The sequence below is a fragment of the Pseudocitrobacter sp. 2023LY-00077 genome, from assembly GCF_055796175.1.
Map to the genome: position 1 here is coordinate 21,310 of NZ_JBSPEI010000019.1, position 20,504 is coordinate 41,813.

Genomic DNA, 20,504 nt, shown 5'->3' on the forward strand with positions numbered 1-20,504 from the left:
TTGTTATCATTTACCCTTCAACGTGCTTTGCTTAACGCCGCGTTAAGCAAAAAACGCGGAAACGCCACCCCCTTGCGGGAGTGGCGTGCGATGAACATTATTTGTGTTCGTACTCGATGGACAGGCCGTAACCCTGAACACCGTCGTTGCCGATAACCAGACCACCGCCCGAGTTGTCGAAGGCCGCTTTCGCTTCCGCGTTGGTAACCGGAATAACAAGAGGCTGGTTATTCCAGGATTCAGCGACAATACCGCCCGCCGTACCCAGTTGCAGGCTGGTGCCGGTGAATTTCCAGCGGTAGTTGTAGTTTGCGGTGACGTCTTCACCAGTATCGTACCGATCGTTGCCGTTTTCATCCGACCACAGCAGGACTTTATAGGTTGTGGCGGTTTTCAGTTTCGTCGACGAGCCGATAAGGTTAGTCGTGGTATTGTCTTCGTAGATCGAAACTTTCAGGTTGTCGTTGACTACCGGGCCTGACGGAACATCGTCGTCGTTATCGCCGCCGCCGGCATCCGTTGATAAATCAAACAGATACAGTTTGTCACCGGCTATCGGTATACCGGTCTGCGTCGTTGGCGTTAGCGTTACGCCAATGTAACGGCCGCGATCCGCGTCGGTGATCGTGTAGCTGTCGCTGCCTGCCGTACCAATTGGCTTCGGATCGGTGCCGCTGGCATCTTTGTAGCTCGTCCACTGCATCGTTTCTTTCGTCGCGCCGTTGTCGCCTTTAGTACCGCTGTCAAGGTCGCCTTCGGTATCGCCAATAACCCAACTGAGCGTGACCTTATCGCCTACATGGAACATTTTTTCCTGATCGGTAGTGGCAGTACGCGAGCCACGATCAACCGCTACGGTCACATGCCCTTTATCGCTATCGGTCTTTTCCGAGGCGCTACGGAAGATCCAGGGGATCGTCCCCTGAATGGCATCGGTCGTTCCTGATTCCGTCCACGCCAGCGCCGCCGGAACTAAACAGCATCCGGCCACCGCCAGCGCGACTTTAGTCAGTCGCTGTTTCATTTGATATCTCATCAATACTCTCCTTGATTAAATTCCAGCGACTGGCCGGATAGCCATTGCGCTGATATTACTTTTTGCTGTACACCACACGTAAACCGTATCCCTGCACGCCATCCCCCGCCTGCGCGCCAAACTTCTTCACCGCTTCCAGGTTGGTGGCGGGAATCACAATGTCCTCATTGGCGGTATGGGTCTGCGCGCCCGTTTCGCCATGGGCGCTCTGGCCGGTAAACTCCCAGCGATAGTCGTACTGCGCCATTTCTTCATCGCTGAGTTTTTCTGACTGCTGGAACACGCCGTCTTTGTTCGCATCACGCCACAACACAAAACGGTAGGTGGCATCGACGGGCGGGTGCTCTTTGTCATTGGCGATCAGGTTGACGGGTTTATCTGCGCCAGTGCGGTAAATAAAGGCGTTTAGCCCACCGATATCCCCACCAAGGAACGTCACGTCAACATAGTTACTGTCGTCATAGGGGGCCGCTTTCGCCTTCCAGCGGAAGGTGCCGGGCAGCGTGCTGGAGAGCGTTACGGTACCTTTTTCTTTATTGCGCTCGGCGATAAACACGCAGGGGGATTCCGTGGTGCAAGGCTTGTCGCCCAATGCCACTTTTGTATCGTTCGCGTCATAAAGTTGCGGCGCAAGGTTATCTTCCGGCAGCGCCTCGCCGTTGCGATCGGTACCGTCTCCAAAGCTATCGGTAACGTCGAGATCCATCACCACGCCATCGACGCCATCTGCCTGGGCGCTGGCTTCATGGCTGTGATTGTTCTCATCCGGCACATCTGCGATGTTATTGACGATCAGCTCAATTTTACGGTCTTGCTGAACGGTGATTTCCACCACACCGGAATTCTGCCGATTACCCTTTTCATCCTCCAGCGCCAGCCGTACCCGCCAGGTGTTCAGCTTTTCCTGCTCAGCTTTATCGGAACTGTACTGCCAGGCAGGCAGCACCAGATTCCAGTGGTTGTTGTTCCCTTCAGTGATGGTATTTGCTTTAACAACAGGCATGACCAGCGTGCGGGCTGCGTTGTTTTTCGCCTGCCACGAGGCGGCGACAATTTTGTAGTGGTGGTTGATCAGCGCGTTGATGGTCCATTTACATTTTTCCAGGCCAACCGCTTCCTCTGGCGTATCTTTAATCACGCATTCCGGATGCTCATTGGTGGCGTCCGCTTTGAGCCACAAGGTGACGTCAAGCGGGTCTTTTTCTTTGTATTCCAGCACGATAAAGTTATTACGTTCGACGAAATCATGCCGACTGCCCATCAGCGTGTGGGCTGCCGCGACATTATCGCCGTTGAGCTGATCCTTCAGCGGGACGCCAAACTGGTAATTGAAGGTGGCATTAATGCTGACATCAGTATTATCGCCGGTCCCCGCTTTGTAATCAGCGCCAACGGTGAGAAGAGGTACCGGCTGATAGTTCACGCCAACGGTCACAGCAAAGGGATCTTTCTCTAAGTTATCCGTGCCGAAAAGCGCAACTTCATCGCCATAATATTGTTCAAAAACCAGTTTTCCGCCCAGTTGCGGGTATGCGGGTAGCCAGGCTTCTGCGCGAACATCCCAGCCGCGCGCCGGACGTTCTTCATAGAAATCGAAGTCTTCAGAATCTTTCCAGTCTGAAAGCGGATGATAATAGTTACCGGAGAATTTTAAATAATCGGTCCAGGCTTCTGTTCCTAAGCCTAATCGACGATGGCCTCGGGTAAAATCATAATCGTAAAATATATTTCCACCCAATAACCATTTATCTAAATTATGTCTCACCCCAAAACCGATATTCCCTATTGTACGGTCATCTTTTCGCTGAGCAGATAATTGGCTAAATAAAACAGTTTGTTGGTTATCATATAAGGGAACAAAATAATCTAAGGAACTTCCATCAAGATCGCCGCCTTGTCCAATAGAAAGGTTTGAACGAACTTTACCAAATGGCGACATTGCCCCCTCGATTAAAGACTGCGCGCCCGAGGTGACCTGCCCTTGAAGGTAGCTACGCGCCTGCGACTCCAGCGCCTCAGGCGTCAGGTTCTCAAAGCCCTGGGTCGCAGAGCCCATGAAATACTCCGCGCCCTGCTCTTTCAGCGATTGCCCTTTAGATTCCTGCTCTTCTCGCTGCGCTTGCTCACTGCCTAGATCGGGCAGTGTAGATTCCGGCGGATGTTTATTATCAGGCGTAGCAGTATCGGGCTCGGCGTATACCGTCCCTGAAATAAACAGAAGTAATAGCAGGCGCATCCACTGCACGATAAAAAATCCTGACAATAAAATTTTGACCGACTAATTTTATGTCGACAAAAAAGAAAAAAACAGCGACGCCCCTCTAAATAAATTCTGAAAATTAGTTTTTCTTGATTAATCGCACATCATGTATTGGAATAATTTATTTTAATAAATAATATAAACAAACATAACATTCATTAAATGAATATCCCCGACAATTAAGCCGGGAATAATATTCATTCAGGCAGGAAGAATAAATTCGACACGTTTGCGGGAAATCAACCCGTGCCCATTCTGGCAGAAATAATCGACCGCGCCGCAGGCTTTCAGAACCTGTAACGGCTGATGGCAATCCGGGCAGCAGGCCAGCAGTTCGACATCATTACCGCAGGATGGACAATGCGCATGTGCGCCATCCTGCTCCAGCAGGTGCTGACATTTTGGGCAAAGCAGTTCCATAGTGGCTCCTTAATGACAATGGCCTCTTAAAGAGGCCATTGATTAGTGATTACTTACTTTTCTTAATGTGCTGAATCAGACGTTTACGCTTACGCATCTGGGTTGGGGTCAGCGTATTGCGCTTATTCGCATACGGGTTTTCCCCTTCCTTGAACTGAATACGAATCGGCGTCCCCATCACATCCAGCGACTTGCGGAAGTAGTTCATCAGATAACGTTTGTAGGAATCCGGCAGGTCTTTCACCTGGTTGCCGTGAATTACCACGATTGGCGGGTTATAACCCCCGGCGTGCGCATATTTCAGCTTCACGCGACGGCCACGCACCAGCGGCGGCTGGTGATCTTCCACGGCCATCGTCATGATACGGGTCAGCATCGCCGTACCCACGCGGCGGGTGGAGCTATCATAGGCTTCACGCACGGATTCGAACAGGTTGCCCACGCCGCTGCCGTGCAGCGCAGAGATAAAGTGCACGCGCGCGAAGTCGATAAAGCCCAGACGGTAGTCCAGCGTCTCTTTCACCTGCTCTCTGACTTCGTTACTCAGGCCATCCCATTTGTTGACCACAATAACAAGTGAGCGCCCACTATTCAGGATGAAGCCCAGCAGGGACAGGTCCTGATCGGAGATGCCTTCACGGGCATCAATAACCAGCAGCACCACGTTAGCGTCTTCAATCGCCTGTAACGTCTTGATAACGGAGAATTTCTCGACCACATCGGTAATTTTTCCGCGCTTACGCACACCGGCGGTGTCGATGAGCACGTATTCACGCTCATCGCGTTGCATCGGGATATAGATACTGTCACGCGTCGTACCCGGCATGTCATAGACCACTACGCGGTCTTCGCCGAGAATACGGTTAGTAAGTGTAGACTTACCTACGTTCGGACGACCGACAATCGCCAGCTTGATAGGCAGCGTTGTCGGGTCGAAATCATCTTCCGGCTCTTCCAGCGGTTCACCGTTCTGCTCAGCTTCAAATTTCGCCCAGTACTCCGCGTCTTCGTCTACTTCTTCCGGCGGGTTAACGTCATCAACAAACGGCAGCAGCACGTGTTCCAGCAGGCTGGTCACGCCGCGACCGTGGGAGGCGGCGATCGGGTAGATATCCCCCAGACCGAGCGACCAGAAATCAGCGATGGCCTGATCGGCATCAACGCCGTCCGTTTTGTTCGCTACCAGGAAAGTCGGTTTTTCACGAGAACGCAAATGTTTGGCGATCGCTTTATCCGCAGGCATCAGCCCGGCGCGCGCATCGACCATAAACAGCACCACGTCGGCCTCTTCAATCGCCAGCAGCGACTGTTCCGCCATACGGGTTTCTACGCCCTCTTCTGTACCGTCGATACCGCCAGTATCGATACAGATGAACTCACGGCCTTCCACTTCAGCACGACCGTATTTACGGTCACGAGTCAGACCCGGGAAATCCGCGACCAGCGCATCACGAGTGCGCGTCAGGCGGTTAAATAGCGTGGATTTTCCAACGTTAGGGCGCCCGACAAGCGCGACCACAGGAATCATGTTAAAGCCTCATTAACTCAATATTTGGTTTGCCGGGTGGCGCTGCGCTTACCCGGCCTACAGAAAATGTAGCCTCATAAACGTTGCACCATCGGGCACAAAAACAATAATAATAAAAATAGCAAACGGCCCCTGATTTAACAGGAGCCGTTATTCACTGAATCACCGCACTATTTTAACGCGTAATAGCGTACAGCGTACCGTCTTTTGCCTGAATCAGCAGTTTGCCATCGGCAACAACCGGCTCAGTCAGGAAGCCAGAGCTGTCCACTTTTTGCTGTGCAACAAAGCGGCCATCTTCGGTGTTAATCCAGTGCATGTAACCTTCGCTATCGCCAACCACCAGACTGCCGTTATACAGCGCAGGCGCCGTCAGCAGGCGGTGCAGCAGATCGCTTTGCGTCCACAGCGTTACGCCGCCATCAGTGGTGAGCGCCAGAAGGCGGTCGTTCTGATCGACCATATAGATACGGTTGCCATCGACGATGAAATCATTCACCGAACCCAGCTCGCGTTTCCACAGGATCTGGCCGCTGCGCAGGTCCAGTGCGGTCAGGTTACCGTTGTATGCCAGCGCGTAAACGACGCCATTGGCGATAACCGGCGTGGTATCGACATCGCTCAGACGGTCAATTTCGGTGTTACCCGTTGCCTGAGAAATACGTTGCTGCCAAATCAGCTGGCCCTGCTGCATCAGCACGGCGCTGACGCGTCCGTTATCACCACCCACAATCGCTGCGCCGTAAGCAACAGCCGGAGCGGATTCACCGCGCAGTGACAACGCTGGCATATCCAGGTTGACGGTCCACTTGATCGCACCGTCAGCTTCGTTCAGCGCCTGCAGCTGACCGTTGCTGGTATGAACCAGTACCAGGCCGTCGCTGACCACTGGACGAGACAGAACTTCACCCGCCATAGCCGTCTGCCAGGTGATGGAACCATCGCCTGCATCCAGGGAATACACTTTTGCTTTTTCACTGCCGACATAAACATGGCCGCCAGAAACGGTCAGGCCGCCGGAAAGCAGCGCCGGTTTACGTGACAGCCAGCCATCTTTTTCCGCCAGGTCGATAGACCAGACTTCTTTGCCGTCATCCGCGTTCAGCGCTTTAACGGTACCACGACGATCTGCCGCATAAACCACGCTGTCTGCATAGGCCGGATGCAGGTTGGAATAGAAGTTGCCAATTCCGTTACCCACCGACACATCCCATGCGGTAGAAGGTGTGAACTGGTTTTCAACCGTCGGCAGCGGGGACATTTTTACGATATCTTCTTCGCCGCTAAACCAGGAACAACCACTCAACAGAGTGACAGAAAGCAGTCCTGGCAAAAGTAATTTACGCAATTGCATCGGGTCCCTCTCAGATGGACAAATTATTAATTTTCATGCGCATCATTTCGCTGAGCGCAGGAGAAGCATCGCTTTTCGCCCCTGCTTCCCAGGCCGCGCGAGCGCCTTGTTTGTCACCTTTGCTGAGCAGAATTTCCCCGCGCAAATCGGCGACGATAGCCGTCCAGCCTTCGCCTTTAATGCTTTCAATGGTCTTCAGCGCCGCATCCGGCTGCTTCATTTGCAGCTGAACGCGTGCCAGACGCATGCTGATAACCGATTTCAGATTCTCATCAGAAGCCGCAGCTAAGCCCTGGTTAAGCTGTTTTTCCGCTTTATCCAGTTCATTTTTGTCTACGTATTGCTGAGCCAGTTCCAGCGACGCGAAAGCACCGTAGGTGTTTTTCGATTCGGCAGCGAATTTCTCTGCTCCGGCCAGCGCTTCCGGTTTCCCTGAACTAAGAGAAGAAACGGCATTTTCATAGGCCTGTGAAGATTCACGCGCCGTATTCAGCTGATGGGACGTCCAGTAACGCCAGCCAACCAGCGCACCAATCCCTAAAATGACCCCAACGGCCAGCGCTTTACCGTTTTCGGCAAAGAAACGCTTAAGCGCGTCAACCTGGTCGTTATCGTTATTGTACATTTCCACGCAGTCCTTCTCCTGATAAAAATGTCCGGGAGATTAACCCAGAATAGTGCGCAAATGCGCGGCAACGCCGTCCTGCGTTACGGTTGTCTGCTCGCCAGAACGTAAATCCTTCACGACCACATTCGCTTGTGCGACTTCAGACTCACCTAACACCAGAGCAACGCGCGCACCCCATTTGTCCGCACGGGCAAACTGTTTCTTGAAGTTGCCGCCGCCGTGGTTAGTCATCAGTTTCACACCCGGAATTGCATCACGTACCTCTTCAGCCAGACGCATTGCGGCGGACTGAGTATCAGCACCTGAGGCTACCAGGTATATATCGACAACAGGATCGGCTTTAAATTCCGGATTAACTGCCTGAACTAACAAAACAAGTCGTTCGAGACCCATCGCGAAGCCCACCGCCGGGGTGGCGCGACCGCCCAATTGCTCAACCAGACCGTCATAACGCCCACCGGCGCAAACGGTACCCTGCGAGCCCAGGCTGTTGGTCACCCACTCAAACACGGTGCGGTTGTAGTAGTCCAGACCGCGCACCAGACGCTGGTTGACGGTGTAGGCAATGCCTGCCGCATCCAGCTGAGCGCACAGACCGGCAAAATGTTCGCGAGACTCATCGTCAAGATAGTCGCCCAGCGCAGGCGCGTCGTTCAGCAGCGCCTGAACGTCCGGATTTTTTGAATCCAGTACGCGCAGCGGGTTGCTGTACATACGACGTTTGCAGTCTTCGTCCAGCTTCTCTTTATGCTGTTCGAGGAAGGCAATCAGCGCATCACGATAGTTCGCACGCGCTTCCAGGGAACCAATAGAGTTCAGCTCCAGCGCGACATGTTCAGAAATGCCCAGCGCGCGCCACCAGCGAGCGGTAAGCATAATCAGCTCGGCGTCGATATCCGGCCCTTGCAGACCAAACACTTCGCAACCCAGCTGATGGAACTGGCGGTAGCGGCCTTTCTGCGGACGTTCGTGACGGAACATCGGCCCGATATACCACAGACGCTGCTCCTGATTGTACAGAAGACCATGCTCGATGCCGGCGCGTACGCAGCCCGCAGTACCTTCCGGACGCAGGGTCAGGCTATCGCCATTGCGGTCCTCAAAGGTATACATCTCTTTTTCAACCACGTCGGTCACTTCACCAATCGCGCGTTTGAATAACGGGGTCTGCTCTACAATCGGCAAACGGATTTCACTGTAACCGTAGCTGCCGAGCACGTTTTTGAGTGTGCCTTCAATGCGCTGCCAGATGGCGGTCTCGCCAGGCAGATAATCGTTCATGCCGCGGATGGCTTGAATGTTTTTTGCCACGTTTATTCTCTTTATAAATATAAAAATGAACCCTCAGCGGATTTCCCGCAGGGGTTCAATCATACACGGGAAGTTCGGGTCGTCATACTTCGAGAACACTAACTTCCCATCTTGTTATTTTTCGACCTGCTGAACATCGATACGATTGGCTTCATCCAGAATCGTCGCCTTTGCACGAATGCGGGCTTCAAGCTGGTCGATCATATCATCGTTATCCAGACGGTCTTTACGCACGCCATCTTCGTACAGGCCGCTTTTCTTATTACCGCCCGTCACGCCCAGCGTTGATACCAGCGCTTCACCTGGGCCATTCACCACGCAACCGATAATGGAAACGTCCATCGGCGTGATGATATCTTCCAGGCGCTGTTCCAGTGCGTTGACCGTACCGATAACGTCAAATTCCTGACGTGAACAGGTCGGGCAGGCAATGAAGTTGATGCCGCGCGCACGAATACGCAGGGATTTCAGAATGTCGAAACCGACTTTGATCTCTTCAACCGGATCGGCCGCCAGCGAGACACGCAGCGTGTCGCCGATCCCTTCCGAGAGCAGCAACCCTAAGCCGATCGCCGATTTCACCGCGCCGCTGCGTGCGCCGCCTGCTTCGGTGATCCCCAGGTGCAGTGGCTGATCGATCTGCTTGGCCAGCAGACGATACGACTCAACGGCGAGGAAAACATCAGAGGCTTTCACGCTGACTTTGAACTGATCAAAGTTCAGACGATCGAGGTGATCGACATGGCGCATCGCGGATTCCAGAAGCGCCTGCGGCGTCGGTTCGCCATATTTCTCCTGGAGATCTTTCTCCAGAGAACCGGCGTTAACGCCAATACGGATAGGAATATTTTTGTCGCGCGCGCAATCCACCACCATCCGGATACGTTCTTCGTTTCCGATGTTGCCGGGGTTGATACGCAGACAGTCGACGCCGTATTCCGCGACTTTTAGCGCAATACGGTAGTCGAAGTGAATATCAGCCACCAGCGGCACGCTGACCTGCTGTTTGATGAGTTTGAACGCTTCTGCCGCGTCCATCGTCGGCACGGAAACACGAACGATATCCGCCCCGACGCGTTCTAACGCTTTAATCTGATTAACCGTTGCTTCCACATCGGTGGTACGCGTGTTGGTCATCGACTGTACGGCGATGGGAGCCCCATCGCCAATCGGCACGTTCCCAACGTAAATGCGTTTCGATTTTCTACGTTGAATTGGAGCCTGGTTGTGCATGAAAAATCTCCCGCGTTGCCCGTCTGTTACTGTGCCGGTGATTGTTCGGCATTCACGGTCAGACGCGCAACCTGGTTAGTTCTGATAAAACGGCTCAGATCGACAGGTTTACCCTGATACTGGATCTGTACTGCAGCCGGCGCGCCAATTTTCAGTTTGTACGGCGCCTGGCCCACGAGATTCAAGTTACCATCTTTACGCTGCATACCGCTGAACAGTTTTTTACCGGTCGCATCGGTGACTTCCAGCCAGCAATCCGCGGTAAAGTTCATCACCAGCGCATTCGGGTCAGCCGCTGGCGTAACAGGCTGAGCCGGGTCAGTTGGCAGGCCAGTGGCTACCGGTGCAGTCGTCTGCGCGGTCGCTGCCGGGTCTACATTCGCCTGGGACGGCGCAACTACCGCGTTATTTTGCGCGTCGGTTGCTGGCGCAGGCGTCGCTGTCGGGGCTGGCGTTTGCGTCGCTGCGGTATCTGCTGGCGTCGTTGCTGGCGCGGTGTTATCCGCTGTAGCAGGCGCACTGGTTGCGCCGGTATCTAATGGCACATCCTGAGAACCGGTATTGCTGCTGTTATTGAGTTCCACGGAGGATTGATCCGCCATGGTGGTGATCTCTTCCTGCTGCGCTTTGTGGTTTTGCCACCACCACGCCACCGTAAGACCGACGACCACGAACAGCACCAGCCAGGTGAAGCTCATCAGCCAGCCGTCACGTTTTTTACGACGTTTACCCAGCGAGAAGCTCTGCATCGGCGCGACTTTCGCTGCGCGAACCGGTGCCTGCTTTTCCATCATCGGCAGCAGTTCTTCTTCAGGAATATGAACGAGGCGAGCGTAAGAACGGATATAACCACGCAGGAATGTTGAAGCGAGTTCAGCGGGCGCTTTATCTTCTTCAATATCGCGAACGGTGGAAACCTTCAGGCATAACCGTTCAGCAACCGCCTGCTGGCTGAGTCCGAGTTGTTCACGGGCATTGCGTAAACGGGAGCCCGTGGTACGTGCTTCTTGTTGATCAGGGTTGGTTTCAGTATTCATTCGCTACAACTGCTGGTTCGTGAAATTAAGACTCTGATGCAGACTACGCCTACACCGCGAAACATCCGATCGTTGACTTCGAACAGACAGTATAAGCTGCCCGGTTAGCGACCTCAAAACAGCACCAGAGACGGTAGCGGCACTGTCATTCCTGCGCTACATACTGCCTCAATACTGGCGGAAACGCACCGTAATTATTAACCAGATCAGTACGTTTCGCCTAATCCTTGCCCATTTAACGTCGCGCACGCCATTTCTGCCGTGCGCGAAGGCATGATTACACGGCTTTTACGTCGATAGCCTCGCCCTGCATACGCTTACGAAGGGTACGTTTGGTACGGTCGATAACATCACCGGCCAGCTGGCCGCATGCAGCATCGATGTCATCACCACGAGTTTTACGCACAATAGTGGTAAAACCGTATTCCATCAGTACTTTCGAGAAACGGTCGATACGGCTGTTAGAGCTACGGCCATACGGCGCGCCCGGGAACGGGTTCCACGGAATCAGGTTGATTTTGCACGGCGTATCTTTCAGCAATTCAGCCAGCTGATGCGCGTGTTCAGTACCGTCGTTGACGTGGTCGAGCATCACGTACTCGATGGTCACACGGCCCTGATTGGCGTTAGATTTTTCCAGATAACGGCGAACCGCCGCCAGGAAGGTTTCGATATTGTACTTTTTGTTGATCGGTACAATTTCATCACGAATTTCGTCGTTTGGCGCGTGCAGGGAGATCGCCAGCGCAACGTCAATCATATCGCCGAGTTTATCCAGTGCCGGAACGACGCCAGAGGTGGACAAGGTGACACGACGTTTGGACAGACCAAAACCGAAATCATCAAGCATGATTTCCATTGCCGGAACCACGTTAGTGAGGTTCAGCAACGGCTCGCCCATGCCCATCATCACCACGTTGGTGATAGGACGCTGACCGGTGATTTTGGCCGCGCCAACAATTTTCGCCGCACGCCAGACCTGGCCAATAATTTCCGAAACGCGCAGGTTACGGTTAAAGCCCTGCTGCGCCGTAGAACAGAATTTACACTCTAACGCACAGCCAACCTGTGAAGAAACACACAGGGTTGCGCGATCGTCTTCCGGGATATAAACCGTTTCAACGCGCTGATCGCCAACCGCAATCGCCCATTTGATGGTGCCATCGGAAGAACGTTGCTCTTCAACCACTTCCGGCGCACGAATTTCAGCGACTTCTTTCAGCTTATTACGCAGCACCTTGTTGATATCGGTCATATCATCAAAGTTATCGCTGCAGTAGTGATACATCCACTTCATGACCTGATCGGCACGGAAGGGTTTCTCGCCTAAGTCTTTAAAAAACTCGCGCATCTGCTGACGGTTGAGATCCAGCAGGTTAATTTTTCCATCTTTATTGGGAACCGCCGGGATGGCGCTCTCAGGCGTGACAATTTGTTCAGACATAATCTTTACCGGCCTCGTTGTTACACGTTATGGCCCCTGGAGGGTTAATAAAAAGAAACGCCCCGGGAGAGCGGTCTGCTCGTCCGGGGGCGTTGCATTGTACAAATTCTGGCGCACGGACGCCACGTCTGCACGTGACATTCGTAAAAATAATCATACCTGTCTCAACCGTAGGCCTGATAAGCGAAGCGCCATCAGGCATTGTGCGGGTGCTTTGCCGGGTGGCGGCTGACGCCTTACCCGGCCTACAGGCTGATCAATTAGCGAGTGCGCGGGCAGACTTCGCCTTCACCGAAGAAGTAAGCGATTTCGCGCTGTGCAGATTCAACAGAATCGGAACCGTGGGTGCCGTTTTCGGTGAAGCTGTCAGCGTAATCTGCACGCAGGGTACCCGCCAGGGCGTTAGCCGGGTTGGTCGCACCCAGCAGATCGCGGTGACGCTGTACCGCGTTCTCGCTTTCCAGAACGGAAACCACGATCGGGCCAGAGGTCATGAATTCAACCAGACCGTCGAAGAACGGTTTGCCATCATGCTCAGCGTAGAACCCACGCGCTTGCTCAACGGTCAGATGCAGCATTTTGGTGCCGACGATTTTGAACCCTGCCGCTTCAAAACGAGCAAAGATGCTTCCAATAACGTTTTTTGCCACCGCGTTTGGCTTGATGATGGAAAAAGTACGTTCAATAGCCATGATTACCTCTGAAATGTGTTCTGTTGTTATGCATACGTCGTATGACCTGGCGCGGATTATAATGAGACAAGCTCGCCTTGCCTATGGACGAAGGTAACATTTTTTTAAAATAAAATTAGCTTTAGCAACATTCTTACGCTAGCTGGCGCAAAAATCTTATTGAAAGGTAAAATTCACCGTCGCTATCTGCCCACCGTCATCTATCACCACCAGTTGATATTCTGCCGCTTTTTGTAACGTAAGCGTCAGATTTTTTCCCGCGCTTTCCTGCGGCTCACCATTCAGGAACCACCAGCGTCGCCCTTCTCCGCCGCTGGTTTGCAGCGCAATCGTAGCCAGAGATTCACCGGGGGCACGTTGGATCACCGCGCCTTCTCGCACGCCAGAAAGCACTAACGGCGGCGCGTCCTGCGTTATTTGTGGCGGGCAAACGGTTGAGGCGGCAGGAAGTCTGGCAGCGCGTCGCTCACTGGCGGGAAGCCAGGGTTCAAGCGGCAGCGGCCACACATCCAGGGTAGTTTGCTTCGCATCCGGGCAATCTGCTGCAACGCGTTTGCCCTGCGCATCCAGCCAGACCGGGAAGCGAATTCCGCGAATGCCTTCCTGACCGGGCAACAGCAAAGTCGGTGGCTGGCTGCTGTCCAAAAGCCAGGTCGCGAGACGGCGGCGGCAGTTCGCATCGCCCTCCGGCAGCGACTGCCCGCCAGGCCAGCATATCGTCCCACCGCTCACCGAAGCTGGACGTGGATCGGTGGGTAATCCGTTTTTCCCTGCACTGGCGTGGGAAAGTAACAGATTGCTCACCTGATTCAGTAGCGGCACCGCGCTGGCAAAACCAAACTGCCCCGCGACGGGCGTACCGTCTGGCCTGCCGGTCCAGATGCCGATGCTGTAACGCGCATTCAGGCCAATTGCCCACGCGTCGCGATAGCCGTAGCTGGTCCCGGTTTTCCATGCCAGCGGCACCACCTGTGGCAGAGAATCATCGGCCATCGGCTGATCTTCTCCCGCCAGAATACGGCGAATGATCCACGCCGATCCCGGCGACAAGAGCGGGCGTTCCACCAGTGGATCGTCGGCAAGCAAACGTAAGCGCCCTGCTTTACCATGACGTGCAAAAGCGCTATAGGCGGCAGTGATATCTGCCAGCCTCGCGCCCGCCCCGCCGAGGATCAACGATAAATTAGGCTCCGCGCCTGCAGGCAGTATCAACGGTAAACCGGCGTTACGCAGGCGCGCGGCAAACTGTTTCGGGCCGTAGGCTTCCAGAACCTGCACAGCTGGAAGATTCAACGATCGCACCAGCGCCTCGCTCATGCTCACCGGGCCGTGGAAGCCGCTATCAAAGTTTCCGGGTCGGTAATCCCCCACCCGGCGCGGCACGTCCTGGAGCAGCGAAGCAGAATGGATCAATCCTTCATCCATCGCCATACCATATACAAACGGTTTTAATACCGATCCCGGCGATCGGATCGCCGACACCATATCGATATGCCCAAATCGACTGTCGTCAGCGATGTCCGCCGACCCCACCCAGCCGCGCACCTGCATCGTACTGTTATCCACAACGATCATCGCCAGCGAACTGCGCGGCGGCAGGCGCGATTTCCAGTTGAGCGCCATCTCTTCAAGCTGGCGTTGTAGCCCGGCATCCAGCGTGGTGGTGATTTTTTCTGCTTTGCTCATCGCCAGCACTTTGCGCGAGAAGAGCGGCGCCAGCTGCGGCATCTGCCGTGGGAACAACCAGACAGGCTCTTCGCTGGCTTCTTTCACCACCTTTGCGGGCCACACCTGCTGGGTTTGCATGCGGGCCAGCACTTTGTTGCGTGCCGCCTGCGCGCGTTCCGGCCAGCGATCCGGGCGTAAACGACTCGGCGCCTGCGGCAGCACGGCCAGCAACGCTGCATCGGCATAGCTCAATTGTGCGGGCGGTTTACCCAGATAGGCCCAGCTTGCCGCGCCCACTCCCTGCAACGTGCCGCCGAAAGGGGCGCGATTGAGATAGAGGGTAAGAATATCGCGTTTTGAAAGGTGCCACTCCAGCTGAAACGCGCGCCAGAGCTGACGGAATTTACCGCCGAAAGTACGAGGATGAGGGTCCAGCAGGCGAGCCACCTGCATGGTTAGCGTACTGCCGCCGGAGACCACGCGCCCGGACGTAAGATCCTGCCAGGCCGCGCGCAGGATCGACAACGGGTTAACGCCGGGATGATCCCAGAACCAGCGATCTTCATACTGAATCAGCGCATCAAGATAGCGCGGCGACACCTCTTCAATGGTGACCGGATAACGCCAGATCCCTTCAGCGTCAGCAAAACGCCACAGCGGTGTGCCATCCTGAGCGACCACCACGCGGGCGGGCGTCACTTCATGTAACGGCAACGGCCAGAGACGATCGGCCCCCAGCACCGCCAGCCACACCACTACCGCGCTCGCCGCCAGCCAGAGCCAGCGGCGTTTAAACGCAGACCACAACCGCATCTTACGGCGTGACGATCAGCGGGCCATCCGCCTGGCCGGTCGCGCGCCACTGCGGCACATACATCGATTCCACCTGCGGCTGTGGCAACTGATAGGTACCCGGCATCACTGCACGCGCCAGATAAACCAGCGTGACCGGCTGGTTCTCATTGACGGCAACGGCCGCCACAAAGCGATCGTCGCGGAATTCCATATGCTGAATATCCGCCTGTTGCATCTGGTTGATCAGGTTCTGCGCTTCGCCTGCGTTATCCGCAAGGCTGGCGCTGCTGTTCGCCAGGTTTTGATTTTCCAGCTCCAGCCCGGCAGGCAGCATATCAACGACCAGCGCGTCCGGTACGTTCTGGCTGGCGTTGATCTCAAGGCGCACCAGCACCAGGTCACCGCTGCGCAGTGACGAGATGGCTTTCGGCCTTCCGTCAGTACCAAGGATCTGGCGTTCAATCTGCAATACGTTACTGACCGGCTCTGGCGAATATTCCGGGTACCCGGTGGCATCGAGGCGCAACCACAGCGGCTGCGCGCCGCTATTAGTCACCTGCAAAGCGCCTAACTGGTCCGCATCCAGATTGCGGGTTTGTGCTTTATCGCTCTGCAACGGCGCGGCATCCAGCGACGTTTGCGCCTGCCAGTTGCCCGGTAAATCAGCAAGACCGCGACCCGCCAGGAACAGCGAATTGCTCTCCTGCGTGGATAACCAACGCTCTCCGAACGCCTGCTCAGAGAGCGTTTGCAGCAGCGTGTTTTGCGCATCCGGCAGCAGTTTGTTCTCTTCCATCAACGCCAGCATCAGCGCGTTATCCCGCAGCGCGCTGCCGTAATCACCAATCCAGCGCGGCGTGTCGGCACGCGGCGTTTTCAGCGCCAGTTGAATGGCTTCTTCACTACGCGGCGCATCGCCCATCGCTTTCAATGCCACGCCCAGTTGCATCAGCGACAGGCCCGATTTCGCCTGCGCGTGACGTTCCCAGATTTCGCGCAGCGCGCCGAGCGGCGCTTTCTGCTGACGCGCCAGCACCTGCGCGGCATAAGCCTGAACGGCAAAGCGGCTGGCGGCAACGTCATCGCTGTAGCGAAGGGTCATCAGCCCCGGCTCCTGTAGATAACGCAGCAGACGGTTATTGCCTTTGTTGATGGCGTCTGCCGGTACGCTGTAACCCTGCTCGCCCGCGCGCACCAGGAAGTCCATCGCGTAGGCGGTCAGCCAGTACTCTTCCGGGCCTTCTTTATCCCACAGGGCGAAACCGCCATCCTGACGCTGCATTTGCAGCATCCGTGAAATTCCCACATCTACCGCCGCGCGACGTTTCTCATCGCTGTCGCCGGTAATACCGAGCGTTTTGAGCTGCGCCGCATTGGTGTATAGCGATGGGAAAAGACCGCTGGCGGTCTGCTCCAGACAACCATACGGATACGCTTTCAACTCGCGGATATAGCGCGCCAGGTTCAGCGGCGGCTTACCGCTCAGCAGCAGCTGCCCCTGAACCGTTGCCGGAGAGAAATTCGCCAGAGAGTCCGGCGGTACATTCCAGCTTTCGCCGGGTTGCAATGCAGCCCCCACGTTCACCGTCTGCGCCGGGAAGGCCGGGCGTACGCCCAGCTTCCAGGATTTACTGACCGGCGGCAACGTTTCCCCCGGTAATGCCAGACCACTTACCGTGATATCCACCTGACCGTCGCCAAAACCCTCTTTCGCGCTTACCGGCACAAACTGAATATTGCGCACGCCCGGCTGTAACGTAATCGGCGCAGGCTGCGCGCCTTCCAGCTGAATCAACCCGCTCGCCGCCAGCTGTACGTTCAGCGTTTGCGGTTTATCCGTGAGGTTAGTGATATCCAGCGTCAGACGCGCGGTATCGCCGCCCGCCAGGAAGCGCGGCATGTTCAGTTCAGCAATCACCGGCGCGGCAACCACCACTTTATCTTCGCTGCTGCCAAAATCTTCATCGGTCCACGCCTGCGCCATCACGCGCAGCTCGCCGTTGAAATCGCCAATCGGCAGCGTGACGGTGCCTTCGCCGTTTTCATCGAGCGTTACCGGCTGGGCCTGTTGCGCGATAATGGTGACGTGGTTAACCGGCGGTTTACCGCCGCGTTTCAGTTCGTCGCCATCACCACCAAAGCGCAGGCTCGCCAGACGACCCTGCCCTTCAATCACCTGGCCGTAGATATCATAAATATCCGCGCCGTAGCGTTTCTGGCCAAAGAAGCCCTGCCACGGATCGGGCGTGGTGTAATCAGTAATGTTCAGCACGCCGCTGTCCACCGCCGAAAGCAGCACGTTCACTTGTTTCGGCGCTGCGCCCTCTTTACGGTCAACTTTCACTTTCACCGTCAACGGCTGATTCGGGCGCATTTTCGCAGGCGCATCAAGAGCGATATTCAGACGACGGTTCTCATCGCCGAGCGGCAGATGCAGTACGCCGACCGCGCGTTTTGGCGTGGCGGAACGGGATTTGTCACCCGGACGCACCACCAGCGTGCTCAAATAGAGGTCATGACGATTCCAGCTTTTATCCACCGGAATGGTGAGATCCAGCCCTTCCGCCGGAACGGTGATTTCCTGCCACCACAACGGGCCTTCGCTCGATTCCACCATCGCATAACCTTTGCCCGCCGCCGGAGCGGCTACGTGCAGCTTGATGGTATCGCCCGGTTTATAGGACGGTTTATCCAGCTTCATGGTCACGCGATCCGGGCGCGCCGCGCCGCTGCCATCGCTGTTATCCTGCCAGCTGTATCCGGCCCAGAAACGTACGCTGCTCAGGGTATCGTTCGGCCCTTTCACTTCCAGACGATAGGCGCCCCACTCAACCGGGAAACTGACCTTGCCAGTTTCATCGGCTTTCAGATTAAGGCTCTCTTCGCCTTCCACCAGGTCTTTCTGGTCAAACTGGGATTTCCAGCCCTCGTCTTCTGACCAGTTCCAGTAGTAGTCACGACGCTCACGGATAAGGCGAACCTGTAAGCCTTCAACCGCTTTGCGCTCGCCCTGCGCGTTGGCATAAACGATATCAAATGCGGCCTGGCTGTCTTCGTCGACAATCGGCTGATTCACGGTGGTGTCGGTGCGATAGTCATACACCGCTTTGCTGGCGAACTGTGGGCGAATACCCGGCAGTTCCGGCGCCGGCCAGATAGCCTGTTCGGCGCGACGCGTCACCGGGCGGCCGCCGGATTCCAGCAGGCTGGCCTGTAAAATGACCTGCAACGGGGAATGTGCTTCCTGCCACTGGCTGGAGGTAGTCACTTCCCCGCGCCCTTTTTCATCCAGCGTCAGGCTGGCTTCATCCAGACTGCGCGAGAGATTTTGTTCCGCAATATCGCCAAACTGGAAACCCGGCAGCGCGGCAACGGCATCACGAAGCGGACGCAGGAACAGTTTGCCCTGTAAGGTGTTGCCATTGGCCGGTGCGCCATAGAGGTAGTAACCGACAACGCCAAACTTCACATCATCTTCTGGTGCCAGCGGGGTTTTCTCGGCACTCAGGTTAAGCGCCAGACGTTCCGGCATGAAATCTTCAACGTGGAAATCCCACTCCTGGCGCTGGTTATCACCGGTGTTGGCGCGAATATGCCACATCCCGGTCGCCGCGCCGCTATCGAGCGGATAGTTCAACTGATACAGACCGTTCACCGGTTTGCTGACCACGCTGCGCACCACCTGGCCGTCGGGTTTCACCACGTCGATTTTGACCGGTTGTTCCGCCAGCGGTTTGCCATCGCCATCGCGTAGCAGGCCGTTCAGGATGACGGTTTCACCAGGACGATAGAGATCGCGCGGGCCAAACATGAAGAACTGTTTGCTGTAGCCAGGCGCGCCGGCAATGGCGAATTCAGCAAGATCGAGCGCCGGGAGTTTGAGATCGAGAAGCGTGGTTTGGCCATCTTTGCGCGCCAGCACCAGCGCCGCTTCTTTATCGGTTTGCAGCGTGGCGTGCCCCTGCGCATCGCTGTTCGCCTGCGCCAGAGTTTGCCCTTTTTCATTCAGCAGTTGTACATCGACCGCCGACTGCGCCGCGCCGTTTTCCAGACTTTGGGTAAAGACGTCCAGACGATTGTGATAGCGGTGCGCGGAAAGGCCGATATCGCTCAGGGTAAAGAGCGTGGCGGCATTACTGTAGTTATAGTGCCCGGCCTGATTCATCACCGCGATGTATACACCAGACTGTTGCAGCGGTTTGATATCTTTCAGCGGCAGCAGCAGTTTCTCGCGGGTGTTACGCTCCGGGTTGAGATCGAAGCGCCCGGTGTAGACTAAATCCGCCATTTTCAGCAGTTCGTCAGATTCCCAGTTGCTCAGCGAGTTACGGTATTCCCACGAACTGACAAACGACGCCAGCGACTCCGGCTTCACGCGGTAGAAGTTGACATCGACGTTGTTAACGTTGAGCGCCATCACTGGCAACCCTTCCACCACTTTGCCCGGCAGCAGCGAACCACGGCTGGCAAAACCGACCGTTGGCGCAATATCGCGGGTAGATATTGTTTTTTCGACGCCTTTGCCCAGCGTCTCTTTATTCACCGCAACCAGTTCAGGATCAATGGTCACAATCAGTTCGCGTTTTGGCTCCAGATGCCGCAGACGCAATTCTTTCAGATTCGGGGCAAGCTCCCAGGCACCGTCAATTTTGCCGTTCTTTTTATCGACGGCATGCACGGTTTTGGCGAAATCCTGATTGGGATCGAGCGGCACTGAGAACGTGAGCACCAGCGCCGACGCGCCTTCAAGCTGCACTTCCGAGGCATCCAGCAGAGTTAAGGCCTTTCCTTCGCTCTGTTGAGCCAGTTTGGCTAACATCGCGCTATCAGGTTTTGCGGGAGCAGGCGTCGCCGGGGTAGACGTTGTGGCTGCAGGTGCAGGCGCAACGGTTTTCTCTTTATCGTTATTATCACAGCCGGCAAGCGTCGACGCGGCAAGCAGCGCAAGTGCCGCCAAACGGAAGGGTTTCATCCTTAGAACCTCTGGCTCTGGAGCCTGTTTGTCATGAATGCTCAATAGTATTACGCGTGAACAGCGTTTTACCACCTCTCCGGACGTTTAAATTGCGGTCTTTTTCCGAATTATTTATTCAGTAAC

At 55.4% G+C, this 20,504-nt stretch carries 13 protein-coding genes; all 13 read right to left on the reverse strand.

All coding sequences use genetic code 11. The features are described 5' to 3' along the window. Window positions 1-97 precede the first annotated feature (97 nt). Complete coding sequence (locus ACWWFX_RS20655; protein WP_473224671.1) at window positions 98-1,036, reverse strand: SinI family autotransporter-associated protein; 939 nt, start codon at window positions 1,034-1,036, stop codon at window positions 98-100. Between the two features lie 55 nt (window positions 1,037-1,091). Continuing rightward, window positions 1,092-3,272, reverse strand: a complete 2,181-nt coding sequence (sinH, locus tag ACWWFX_RS20660) for an intimin-like inverse autotransporter SinH (protein ID WP_473224697.1) — start codon at window positions 3,270-3,272, stop codon at window positions 1,092-1,094. 225 nt (window positions 3,273-3,497) lie between these two features. Next, window positions 3,498-3,716, reverse strand: coding sequence for a zinc ribbon domain-containing protein (locus ACWWFX_RS20665; protein WP_473224672.1), 219 nt, complete (start codon window positions 3,714-3,716; stop codon window positions 3,498-3,500). Between the two features lie 49 nt (window positions 3,717-3,765). Beyond that, entirely contained in the window at window positions 3,766-5,244 is a 1,479-nt protein-coding gene (gene der / locus ACWWFX_RS20670; RefSeq protein WP_015963441.1) for a ribosome biogenesis GTPase Der, read from the reverse strand. Window positions 5,245-5,419: 175 nt separating this feature from the next. Continuing rightward, window positions 5,420-6,598 carry an outer membrane protein assembly factor BamB gene (gene bamB, locus ACWWFX_RS20675; RefSeq protein WP_015963440.1) on the reverse strand — a complete coding sequence of 393 codons (1,179 nt, stop codon included), beginning with the start codon at window positions 6,596-6,598 and terminating at the stop codon, window positions 5,420-5,422. Window positions 6,599-6,608: 10 nt separating this feature from the next. Then, on the reverse strand, window positions 6,609-7,229 hold the full coding sequence (locus ACWWFX_RS20680) for a YfgM family protein (protein ID WP_149464790.1): 621 nt from the start codon (window positions 7,227-7,229) through the stop codon (window positions 6,609-6,611). 33 nt (window positions 7,230-7,262) lie between these two features. Next, entirely contained in the window at window positions 7,263-8,537 is a 1,275-nt protein-coding gene (gene hisS, locus ACWWFX_RS20685; RefSeq protein WP_231826519.1) for a histidine--tRNA ligase, read from the reverse strand. A gap of 114 nt (window positions 8,538-8,651) precedes the next feature. Beyond that, on the reverse strand, window positions 8,652-9,770 hold the full coding sequence (gene ispG, locus ACWWFX_RS20690; RefSeq protein WP_473224673.1) for a flavodoxin-dependent (E)-4-hydroxy-3-methylbut-2-enyl-diphosphate synthase: 1,119 nt from the start codon (window positions 9,768-9,770) through the stop codon (window positions 8,652-8,654). Between the two features lie 26 nt (window positions 9,771-9,796). Beyond that, complete coding sequence (gene rodZ / locus ACWWFX_RS20695) at window positions 9,797-10,807, reverse strand: cytoskeleton protein RodZ (protein ID WP_276219407.1); 1,011 nt, start codon at window positions 10,805-10,807, stop codon at window positions 9,797-9,799. 277 nt (window positions 10,808-11,084) lie between these two features. Beyond that, window positions 11,085-12,251, reverse strand: a complete 1,167-nt coding sequence (gene rlmN / locus ACWWFX_RS20700; RefSeq protein ID WP_015963435.1) for a dual-specificity RNA methyltransferase RlmN — start codon at window positions 12,249-12,251, stop codon at window positions 11,085-11,087. A gap of 260 nt (window positions 12,252-12,511) precedes the next feature. After that, window positions 12,512-12,943, reverse strand: coding sequence for a nucleoside-diphosphate kinase (gene ndk / locus ACWWFX_RS20705; RefSeq protein ID WP_015963434.1), 432 nt, complete (start codon window positions 12,941-12,943; stop codon window positions 12,512-12,514). Between the two features lie 156 nt (window positions 12,944-13,099). After that, the gene (gene pbpC / locus ACWWFX_RS20710) at window positions 13,100-15,424 is read right to left on the reverse strand and encodes a peptidoglycan glycosyltransferase PbpC (RefSeq protein WP_473224674.1); all 2,325 of its coding nucleotides are present in this window, start codon (window positions 15,422-15,424) and stop codon (window positions 13,100-13,102) included. Between the two features lies 1 nt (window position 15,425). Continuing rightward, window positions 15,426-20,378: an alpha-2-macroglobulin family protein gene (locus tag ACWWFX_RS20715; protein WP_473224675.1), complete on the reverse strand. Its 4,953-nt coding sequence runs from the start codon at window positions 20,376-20,378 to the stop codon at window positions 15,426-15,428. Window positions 20,379-20,504: the final 126 nt, after the last annotated feature.